At 64.4% G+C, this 9,130-nt stretch carries 10 protein-coding genes and 1 tRNA gene; 6 read left to right on the top strand and 5 right to left on the bottom strand.

The window, feature by feature from the left end:
• On the bottom strand, positions 1-302 hold a 302-nt coding region (locus B4A72_RS13795; protein ID WP_292978858.1), incomplete at its 3' end, for an isocitrate/isopropylmalate family dehydrogenase.
• Positions 303-516: 214 nt separating this feature from the next.
• Between B4A72_RS13795 and B4A72_RS13790 the strand changes: the two genes are divergently transcribed.
• On the top strand, positions 517-1,677 hold the full coding sequence (locus B4A72_RS13790; RefSeq protein WP_292978856.1) for a Hint domain-containing protein: 1,161 nt from the start codon (positions 517-519) through the stop codon (positions 1,675-1,677).
• Positions 1,678-1,682: 5 nt separating this feature from the next.
• Here the strand turns inward: B4A72_RS13790 and B4A72_RS13785 are convergent, their stop codons facing one another.
• Both B4A72_RS13785 and B4A72_RS13780 read right to left on the bottom strand, forming a co-directional pair.
• Positions 1,683-2,810 carry an HD domain-containing protein gene (locus tag B4A72_RS13785; protein ID WP_292953420.1) on the bottom strand — a complete coding sequence of 376 codons (1,128 nt, stop codon included), beginning with the start codon at positions 2,808-2,810 and terminating at the stop codon, positions 1,683-1,685.
• 7 nt (positions 2,811-2,817) lie between these two features.
• Positions 2,818-3,480 carry an alpha/beta hydrolase gene (locus B4A72_RS13780; RefSeq protein ID WP_292953423.1) on the bottom strand — a complete coding sequence of 221 codons (663 nt, stop codon included), beginning with the start codon at positions 3,478-3,480 and terminating at the stop codon, positions 2,818-2,820.
• A gap of 166 nt (positions 3,481-3,646) precedes the next feature.
• Between B4A72_RS13780 and B4A72_RS13775 the strand changes: the two genes are divergently transcribed.
• Positions 3,647-4,105, top strand: coding sequence for an Rrf2 family transcriptional regulator (locus B4A72_RS13775; protein ID WP_292978854.1), 459 nt, complete (start codon positions 3,647-3,649; stop codon positions 4,103-4,105).
• Positions 4,106-4,189: 84 nt separating this feature from the next.
• Here the strand turns inward: B4A72_RS13775 and B4A72_RS13770 are convergent.
• Positions 4,190-4,273: transfer RNA gene (locus B4A72_RS13770), tRNA-Tyr, on the bottom strand.
• A 136-nt stretch (positions 4,274-4,409) separates the two neighbouring features.
• Here B4A72_RS13770 and B4A72_RS13765 point away from each other — a divergent pair.
• The 3 genes from B4A72_RS13765 (at position 4,410) to B4A72_RS13755 (ending at position 6,385) form a co-directional block, all read left to right on the top strand.
• A complete protein-coding gene (locus tag B4A72_RS13765) occupies positions 4,410-5,213 on the top strand; it encodes a TrmH family RNA methyltransferase (protein WP_292953429.1) in 804 nt (267 codons plus the stop codon).
• A 91-nt stretch (positions 5,214-5,304) separates the two neighbouring features.
• On the top strand, positions 5,305-5,715 hold the full coding sequence (locus B4A72_RS13760) for a YHS domain-containing (seleno)protein (RefSeq protein WP_292953432.1): 411 nt from the start codon (positions 5,305-5,307) through the stop codon (positions 5,713-5,715).
• Between the two features lie 238 nt (positions 5,716-5,953).
• On the top strand, positions 5,954-6,385 hold the full coding sequence (locus tag B4A72_RS13755) for a CoA-binding protein (RefSeq protein ID WP_292953435.1): 432 nt from the start codon (positions 5,954-5,956) through the stop codon (positions 6,383-6,385).
• Positions 6,386-6,458: 73 nt separating this feature from the next.
• Here the strand turns inward: B4A72_RS13755 and B4A72_RS13750 are convergent, their stop codons facing one another.
• Positions 6,459-8,387 carry an OmpA family protein gene (locus B4A72_RS13750; RefSeq protein WP_292978852.1) on the bottom strand — a complete coding sequence of 643 codons (1,929 nt, stop codon included), beginning with the start codon at positions 8,385-8,387 and terminating at the stop codon, positions 6,459-6,461.
• 297 nt (positions 8,388-8,684) lie between these two features.
• Between B4A72_RS13750 and B4A72_RS13745 the strand changes: the two genes are divergently transcribed.
• Positions 8,685-9,130: acyl-CoA dehydrogenase family protein (locus B4A72_RS13745; protein WP_292978850.1), on the top strand; the 446-nt coding region annotated here is incomplete at its 3' end.

The following is a 9,130-nucleotide window of genomic DNA, read 5'->3' as shown; positions in this document are numbered from 1 at the left end:
TTGCGGATCGTGCCGTTCGGGCTGCGCCACATCTTCTTGAGGCCGAATTCCTCGACGCGCGCCTCATCCGGGGTGATCGTGGCACATTTGACGCCGGCGCCGTGCTTCTTGATCGCCTCGGCCGCGTCCACGGTGATCTGATCGTCGGTGCGGTCGCGTTCCTCGATGCCCAGATCGTAATATTTCAGGTCGATATCCAGATAGGGCAGGATCAGTTTCTGCTTGATGAAATCCCAGATGATGCGGGTCATCTCGTCGCCATCAAGCTCGACGACGGGGTTCTCTACCTTGATTTTCGACATGATGCCCCCTTTGGCGTTGGATTCGGATTGCCGCGGTCATACCCCGTCCGGTCGCGAAAGGAAAGAATGTATGCGACTGTATGCAATCAGCGTTCCGCGGGCGTTATTTTTAGGTTAACAACCTGATTTTAATAAATTTTCAAACTCAATCCCCATGCGTTTCCAGGTCGGACGTGATAGCCATCGTCGAGTTTTCAGCGTGGATGGTTTCAAAATGATCGAATACCCGACCTACAACATGATCCATCTGGGCCAGTTCGCGGACATCGATCCTGACGAACGCAGCTTTGCCTCGGAAAAAGCGACACGGATCTTTGCCGGGAAATCCTTCGGCAGCGCCGAGGATCCGCTTTACGGCAAGCTGACCGCCGTCACGATGCAGGACGACAACGGCGATGGTCAGTTGCTGACGAACAACTGGCGGGGCGAGCAGGAAAAGATCAGCTATTCGCTGAACGGAACGCAAACCGCCTCGCACGAGATCGATGGCGCCTTCACCGCCACCGAGGTCGCGATCACCCGCCTATTGCCCGATGGCCGGACCGATACGGTCAAAAGCATGGTCCGCATCTTCCAGGACACATCGGGCAACGTCTTCATGATTCCGCCGCCGGTGCAGGACAGCACGCAGGCCGAGGTCGCGGCCGTGACCACCTATCCCATCGTCTCGATCGCGCTGCCGCGGGCGCAGGATTTCAACGTCAATTACAATGCGGCCTATGCCGGGCGCCATGACATGGCCTCGTTCGCGACCGTCACCCCGCCCTGCTTTACCCTGGGCACGATGATCCTCACCGATCGGGGCGAACGGGCTGTCGAGGATCTGGTGCCGGGCGATCTGGTCTGGACCCGCGATCACGGCTTGCAGCCGATCCGCTGGGTCGGACGGCGCCGACTGGATCCGCCGGCGCTGGCGGCGATGCAGCGGATGCGCCCCATCCGCATCCGCGTGGGCGCCCTGGGCGACGGCCTGCCACGTCACGATCTGGTCGTGTCGCCCCAGCACCGGGTTCTGGTCCGCTCACCCATCGCGCAGCGCATGTTCGGCGCATCCGAATTGCTGGTTGCGGCCAAGCAGATGACCGAGATGCCTGGCATCGAGCCGGCCGCGGATCTGGATGAGGTGACCTATCTGCATCTGATGTTCGACCAGCACGAAATCGTGCTGTCGAACGGGGCCGAGACCGAATCACTCTATCCCGGCCCGCAGGCGCTGCTGTCTCTGGGACCGGTCGCCGAGGAAATCTTTACCCTGTTTCCGGATTTGCGCGATCGCAGCGACGCCTTTCCCGCGGCGCGGCCCTTTGCCACCGGCAAGCGTGCACGCCACCTGGTCGATCGCCACAACGCCAATGCCCGCCCGCTGGTGGTCTGAGTGGCTCAGCCGAACCATCCCTTGATCTCGCCATGCAGCCATGACCAAAGGCCGGGTGCCCCGGCGGCAATCCTGGTTCCGACCCGGGTTTCGATATCGCCCAGCGTGACGGCATATTCGCGCCAGCCGTTTCCGCCCGAGCGCAGGTTCTGCACGGCCGGCTGACAGCGATCCAGGGCCTTTGCGAAAACCGCGTCCGGTGTCGCCGCGGCCTCGAACTCGGTCCACAGCGCCAGCAATTCGGCGGCCTGATCCTGCGGCAGAAGTCCGAAAATGCGGCGCGCGGCGCGGGCTTCGGCCGCCTGAATCCGGGGCGATCCGTGGGCCTGACCCTGGGCCGAATGCAGCGGCACGTCGCCCACATCAATCTCGACCAGATCATGAATCAGCAGCATCCGGATCACCCGGCCGATATCGACCGCGCCCTTGGCAAGATCGGCCAGGACCAGCGCGTAAAGCGCCACGTGCCAGCTGTGTTCGCCGCTGTTCTCGCGCCGCGACCCGTCGATCAGCGTATTGGCCCGATAGACCGATTTCAGCCGATCGGCCTCGGCCAGAAAGGCCAGCCGCCGTGCCAGATCGCCGTCGGGCACGGCGCGGCCCCGCATCAGGGCTTCGGCGGCCGCAGCCGCCTCGGGCCAGTCCTGCCGCAATCGCCTGGCGCGGCCGCCATTCAAGTTGGCCTGTACGATCCGGACGTGATCGGGCCGCGGCGTGGCAGCAGAGACGACCTGAAACAACGGATTGGCGTGATCCATGCGCTTGGCAAAGTTCGCGTCGGACGAGGCGGCCGCCTCGAATTCGGCCCAGATTCCGCGCAAATCGCCTGAATCGCCTGCAAGCCCGAAAATGCGGTCGGCCGCCCTGGCTTCGGCCCGGGCAAGGGCCGCGGCATCGTGATCCAGATGGATCGGTTGATCGCCTGCATCGATCTCGACCAGGTCGTGCAGCAGCAGCATGGCGATGGCGCGGTCCGATCCGCCGAACACCATCGCCCACAGCGCGGCGTGCCAGGAATGTTCGGCGCTGTTCTCGGACCGCGACAGATCCATCAGCACATTCGCGCGGCGGACCGTTTTCAGCCGATCCGCCTCGCACAGAAAGGCGATCTGGCGGGCGATACGATCCGACACGGCCGTCTCAGCGGCTGCTTTCGGTCAGGCGCCGGCGGACATAGTTCTGCACCAGCCCGATCATCGGATTCATATGCGTCTCGTCGTCGCGGAAAAAGTGGTCAGCGCCCTCGATTTCCTCGTGGGTGATGGTGATCCCCTTCTGTTCGCGCAACTTGCCGACCAGTGTGTGGGTGTCCTTGGGCGGCGCCACCCGGTCGGCGGTGCCATTGACGATCAGCCCCGACGAGGGACAGGGCGCGAGAAAGCTGAAATCATACATGTTCGCGGGCGGAGAGACGCTGATGAAGCCGGTGATCTCGGGGCGTCGCATCAAAAGCTGCATCCCGATCCAGGCGCCGAAACTGAACCCCGCCACCCAGCAATGCTTGGAATTCGGGTTCATCGCCTGCAGGTAGTCCAGCGCCGAGGCGGCATCGGACAATTCGCCGATCCCCTGATCGAATTCGCCCTGACTACGCCCGACGCCGCGGAAATTGAACCGCATCACGGTGAAGCCCATGTTATGGAACGCATAATGCAGGTTGTAAACCACGCGGTTGTTCATCGTGCCGCCGTATTGGGGATGCGGATGCAGGACGATGGCGATGGGGGCGTCGGGCTTGCCCGGCTGCGGGTGATAGCGGCCCTCGAGGCGGCCTTCGGGGCCGGGAAAAATCAGCTCTGGCATCGTCGTCCTTCACGAACTTGGTGGTTCCTTGACGCCTTCGCGTCCGGCTTCTAGACCGTATCATCTGGGAAGCCGGCACCGATTGCGCAAGAAACGGGCCTCGGCGGCATAACGCAGCCGTGCGACACCCGTCAATGCGGCGTGCACGGCGAGGGGAGAGCGGGCGATGAAACTGTCGACCAAGGGGCGCTATGCCATCATTGCGCTGACCGATCTGGCGATCGCGCGCCAGGACGAGATGACTTCGCTGGCCGAGATTTCGAAACGCCAGGACATCTCGCTGCCCTATCTGGAACAGCTTTTCGTGCGGCTGCGACGCGCGGGTCTGGTGACCTCGGTGCGCGGCCCCGGCGGCGGGTATCGCCTTGCCCGCGCGGCCGAAACGATCCGCATCGCCGAGGTGCTGGAGGCGGTCGACGAAACCGTCAGCGCCATGCATGTCGGGGCCGGGGCCTCGGGCGGGGTGTCGGGATCGCGGGCGCAAACGCTGTCGAACCGGCTGTGGGAAAGCCTGTCGGCGCATGTCTATGTCTTCCTGCACAATCACACGCTGGGCGACGTGGCCAAGAACCAGCTGCTTCCCTGCCCCGCCTTACCGCAGATCCTGAACGTCGTGGATGAATGACAGGAGGCAGCCGGTCGGCGGCAAGATTTCAAGGCAGGTCTCGCCAGATGCAACCAGCGGCGAAGCACTTGATCTGATGAAAGATGGTGGGCGACCCTGGAATCGAACCAGGCATGGGTCTCCCCGGCGGAGTTACAGTCCGCTGCCGCACCTTGCAGCACGTCGCCCGCCGACAGCCTTCGGCGTGGGGGCGTGATTAGCCGCGACGCCCAAGGCCGTCAAGCGGATTTCCCGCCCTCATCGGCCGGGGCTTGCACAGCCCTTCCGGGACGCGCAAGAGGACAGCATGCGAAAGGATCCGCAGATGGCCGACAGACCCGGAAAACCCAGAAAGCCCGCATGGGTGATTGACAAGGAACGCACCCGCCGCGCGGCGGCGGCCGAGACGGTCTGGCTGTTCGGCCTGCACGCGGTCCGCGACGCGCTGGCCAATCCGGCGCGGGAAAAACTGCGTCTGGTGGCCACGCGCAACGCCGTGGACCGGCTGGGCGATCTGTCCGGCATGACGCCCGAAATCACCGATCCGCGCGTCTTCGCCAAGACCGTGCCGCTGTCCCCCGATAGCGTCCATCAAGGTGCCGCGCTGGAGGTGAAGCCGCTGAAATGGGGCAGTCTCAGCGAAGTCGCGCTGCGCCAGGCACCGGGCGAGGCGCGCCCCCTGCTGGTGGCGTTGGACCGGGTCAGCGACCCGCACAATATCGGCGCGGTCCTGCGTTCGGCCGAGGTGTTCGGCGCCCGCGCGGTGATCGCGCCCGCCCGTCATTCCGCGCCCGAGACCGGCGCGCTGGCCAAGACCGCCTCGGGCGCGCTGGAACGGCAGCCCTATCTGCGGGTGCCGAACCTGGCCGAGGCGCTGTCGCAGCTGAAGGCGATGGGCTTCGTGCTGATCGGTCTGGATGGCAGCGGCAGCCGGCCCCTGCCCGATCTGCTGAGCGATCTGGACGGCCGCGCGATCTGTCTGGTTCTGGGGGCCGAGGGGCCGGGAATGCGCGATCTGACCACCAGAAGCTGCGATCACGTGGCGCGAATTCCCTTTGCCGCCGATTTCGGGTCGCTGAACGTGTCGAACGCGGCCGCCGTGGCGCTGTATGCGGCGGCACAACGCTGACTTCACTTCCCTGCGACGATTTGCGTGTGGGCGTTGAGAATCGCCGCCGTCCCTGCCAATGAGGACGGGTCCCCAATATTCGTCCGGCCACATGAAACCCCTGATCCTGTCGCTTCTGCTCGTTTTCGCTTCGGTCATTCCGGCCGCCGCGCAGATCTGGGCGCTTGGCGGATACGATGTGGTCAGCTACCAGAAATCGGGGCGGCCGATCCCTGGCCGGACCGATATCGCGACGATGTGGCAGGGCAAGATCTGGCATTTCGCCACCGAAGAGAACCGTGCCCGGTTCGAAGCGGATCCGCGATCCTATGCGCCCGGTTTCGGCGGCCTCTGCCCTGTCTCGCTGGCCGAGGGCACAAAGCAGAAGGGCGATCCGCGCTATTTCGTCATCATCGGCAAGCGGTTGTATCTCTTGCGCTCAGCGGCGGCCGAAAGGCAGCTTCTGTCGGCGCCGCGCGAGGTCATCATGCAGGCCCGGGAAACGCTGTCGCGGATGCGATGATGCACGCAACGCCCTGTTCGCGGGCCGTCACGCATTGCGGAAACGCGAATCACGAATTCGCGAAAGGGGTGGAACTTTTCGCCGCAGATCCCCATTTGTCTGTCAGAACATGGCCCCGGAACGGTCATGTTCGGATCACTGTCCCTCGTTCCGCGACTAGCGCCCGGCCAGAATTCTGGACCGGGCGCCTTTTCTATGCAATGGGTCTACGACCTGCGGTTGAGGAAGGAGGCTCGCCATGGATATCGACCTGGACGACGACAGGGATATTTCCCGGATCGCCCATGACGCGAAGGTCATCGCCGTCGTCGGCCTGTCGGCCGATGAAACCCGGCCAAGCTGGGGCGTCGCACGCTATTTGCAGGCACAGGGTTTCCGGATCATCCCGGTCAATCCCGGCAATGCCGGAGAGGAAATTCTGGGCGAAACCGTCTATGCCAGCCTGTCCGAAATTCCGCCCGACGCGCGGGTGGACATGGTGGACATCTTTCGCCGTTCCTCGGCCGTGCCCGACATCGTGAACGAGGCGCTGGCGGTGCTGCCCGAGCTCAGGGTGATCTGGACGCAGCTTGGCGTACGCCATGACGGAGCCGCCGATCAGGCCCGGTCGCGGGGCATCACGGTGGTGCAGGACCGCTGCCCGAAGATCGAATTTCCGCGCCACCTGTAAAGCATCAGGGTGCGGCCTCGAATGATTGAAGGCCCCGGCGTGACCGGGGCCTTCTCATTGTCTGTGGCGGCGATCACTCGGCCTGGGCGGTCTGCAACAGATCGGTGATGCGGCGCACCGACGCGCGGCGGTTCGCGCGAATATCGCCCTCGGCCCGGACTTTCAGATATTGCTCGCCATAGCCCTGCACGACGAGATTTTCGGGCGGCACATCGAAATATTCCGTCAGTGCCAGGGCGACCGATTCGGCGCGCCGGTCCGACAGCGCCAGGTTCATCGGATCCGAGCCGACGGTATCGGTATATCCCTCGACCATGAAGATCTCGCGCGGGTTCTTGGCGACGGCCTCCTGGATGACATTGCCCAGCGTCGACAATTGCCGCGCCTGGTCGGGCTTGATCGCGGCAGAGCCGGTGTCGAAGGTGATCGCGTCAAGATCGACCGGCGCGACCAGTGCGCGAACCTCGGGAATGTTGCGGATCTGGCTCAGCGTGAAGCGGCGGTCCACATTCGCCTCTTGCTGCAGGGCAGCGCGCAGCGCCGCCTCGTCCATCTGCGTCTCGGGCTGGGTGACGGGCTGGGCCGGCGCCGGCAAGGCCGCGATGTTGACGGGCGCCACCGTCCTGGTGTCGTCGATCAGCCGCGTCGAGCGGCCGTCGGGCGAGATCAGTGTCCTGCGCAGCACCCGCAGATCGGCGTCGCGGATGGTGACGACCTTGCTGCCATCCGGGCGCGTCACGATGGTTCGCGACGAGCCATCGTCGAAATTCTCGGTCGTGATGTCGGATCCGGGCTGGCGCAGCAGCGCCACCTCGTCCTTGATGACCTCTTGCGAGCCATCGGCACGGGTGACGACGACACGGTCGGGCGAGCTGAGCGCCACCTGACGGTTGTTGTTCAGATAGGATCCGACCGCCAGCGCGCCCAGTCCCAGCACCAGAGCCCTGGTCAGATCGTTGTTGTCATTGCCGTCCTTCTTCGCCGCTTGACGGTTGCCGTCTTTCTGCTGCAGCGCATTGAGCAGCGAAGTCTGGAAATCCTGCGACGATTGGCGCGAGTTGTCGCGCGTTACCTTGTCGCGCGTCACCTGACCGGTCAGCCCGTCCAGCAGGGCCTTTGCATCCGAGGCTTTCGTCTCGCGCGCGGCCTGACGGGCGCCTTCGGTCTCGCGGTTGCCTTCCTCGGCCACGCGCCGGACCAGATCGCCCTTGTCATTGGCGCGGAACATTTGCGAATCTGCGGGCGCAAGCCGCAACTGGCCATCATCCGAGCGTTCGACCAGCACGCCCTTCGGCGTGATCATCGCCTCGCGGTCGCCACAGGGATAGCTTCCTCCCGAAAGGCATTTCAGATCGCCATCGCGCAGTCCGCCATCGATCTCGGATGCCAGGACGGCGCCCAGGCCGGGCATGGTGCCGGTGCGCTTGCGCGCCACCTCACCCCTGGCCAGCACCAGCCGCCGGCCAGCATCGGCCTCACGACGCTGCCTGGACTTGGCGTCGGTGATCGCCTTGCCCAGCGTGCCCTGGCCCTGGTCTTTGCGGTCGTCGCGCTCACGGGCACGGTCTGCCTTGTTCTCGTCCCTGACGGCTTCGGCACGGCCCTTGGCGCGGTCGCCATCGTTCCGTTTCTTGTCCTTCGCCGCCCGATCCTGGCGGTCATCCTTGCCGCGCGGCCGCTGTTCCTGCCTGGCGCGATCAGCCTGCGCGGGGCGCTTGGCGTCCTCGGCCTTGCGCGCGGCGGCCTTTTCCTTCGGGCGGGTGCCATCCTTGGCGCGATCGGCCTTGGCGGGTCGCTTGTCTTCCTTGGCCTTGGCCTTGGCCGACCCGGACGCGGCATCTTTCTTCTTGCCGTTTTCCGCCTTGGTCTTGTCAGGCTTCTTTTCGTCGCGCGACTTTTTCTGCGCCTCGGCCTGCTTTTCCTTCTGCGCCCTTTCCCGGGCCTGTTTCTGCTTTTCCGCCTCGATCAGCTTCTTCAGCGTGCCTTCATCCTGCGGCGACACATCGTTTCCTTGCCCTTGCGCCTGCGCCACCCTGTAGGATGGGTTCGGCTGGACGGCTGTTTCGGCGATTGCCGCGCCTGAGGCGAAGATAGACAGGCAGGCGGCTATCGCCGTCGTGTTATGTATGATTCGGCGCATGGCGCAACATCCTCCGTCGGTGTTTCCCGGTTACCGCAATAACAGAGGTTTTTCCGACCGGTTCCAACATGCGCGTGAACCCTTTCGTGATGTGGCGCCATTGCCAGCCTTTCATCCCGCAGGCTAGAGATCGGTCAGGCAGATGCAGGAGAAGACGCGATGGCAGCCAAGGATAGCCCGGTTCCGGTCCGGTTCGACTGGGAAGATCCGTTCCGGCTGGAGGATCAACTGAGCGAAGAGGAACGGATGCTGCGCGACGCGGCCCGGGCCTATGCCCAGGACAAGCTGCAAGGCCGCGTCATCGCCGCCTATCGTGACGAGACGACCGACCCCGACATCTTTCGCGAAATGGGAGAGATGGGGTTGCTGGGCGTCACCATCCCCGAGGAATTCGGCGGCATCGGCGCATCCTACGTGGCCTACGGGCTGATCGCGCGCGAGGTCGAGCGGGTCGATTCGGGCTATCGCAGCATGATGTCGGTGCAATCCTCGCTGGTGATGTATCCGATCCACGCCTATGGCAGCGACGCACAGCGTCGCAGATACCTGCCGAAACTGGCCTCGGGCGAATGGATCGGCTGTTTCGGCCTGACCGAACCCGATGC

Origin of the sequence: Paracoccus sp. UBA5162 (genome assembly GCF_002413585.1) — a bacterium.
Lineage (GTDB): Bacteria > Pseudomonadota > Alphaproteobacteria > Rhodobacterales > Rhodobacteraceae > Paracoccus.
The sequence above is the reverse complement of the archived record's forward strand: the minus strand, read 5'-3'. Positions and strand labels throughout refer to the sequence as shown.

What these genes read in the sequence shown, in the direction of transcription:
- B4A72_RS13790 (WP_292978856.1), top strand. Translation starts at nt 517, where the DNA reads ATGATCGAATACCCGACCTACAACATGATCCATCTGGGCCAGTTCGCG.
- B4A72_RS13780 (WP_292953423.1), bottom strand. Translation starts at nt 3,480, where the DNA reads ATGCCAGAGCTGATTTTTCCCGGCCCCGAAGGCCGCCTCGAGGGCCGC.
- B4A72_RS13775 (WP_292978854.1), top strand. Translation starts at nt 3,647, where the DNA reads ATGAAACTGTCGACCAAGGGGCGCTATGCCATCATTGCGCTGACCGAT.
- B4A72_RS13765 (WP_292953429.1), top strand. Translation starts at nt 4,410, where the DNA reads ATGGCCGACAGACCCGGAAAACCCAGAAAGCCCGCATGGGTGATTGAC.
- B4A72_RS13760 (WP_292953432.1), top strand. Translation starts at nt 5,305, where the DNA reads ATGAAACCCCTGATCCTGTCGCTTCTGCTCGTTTTCGCTTCGGTCATT.
- B4A72_RS13755 (WP_292953435.1), top strand. Translation starts at nt 5,954, where the DNA reads ATGGATATCGACCTGGACGACGACAGGGATATTTCCCGGATCGCCCAT.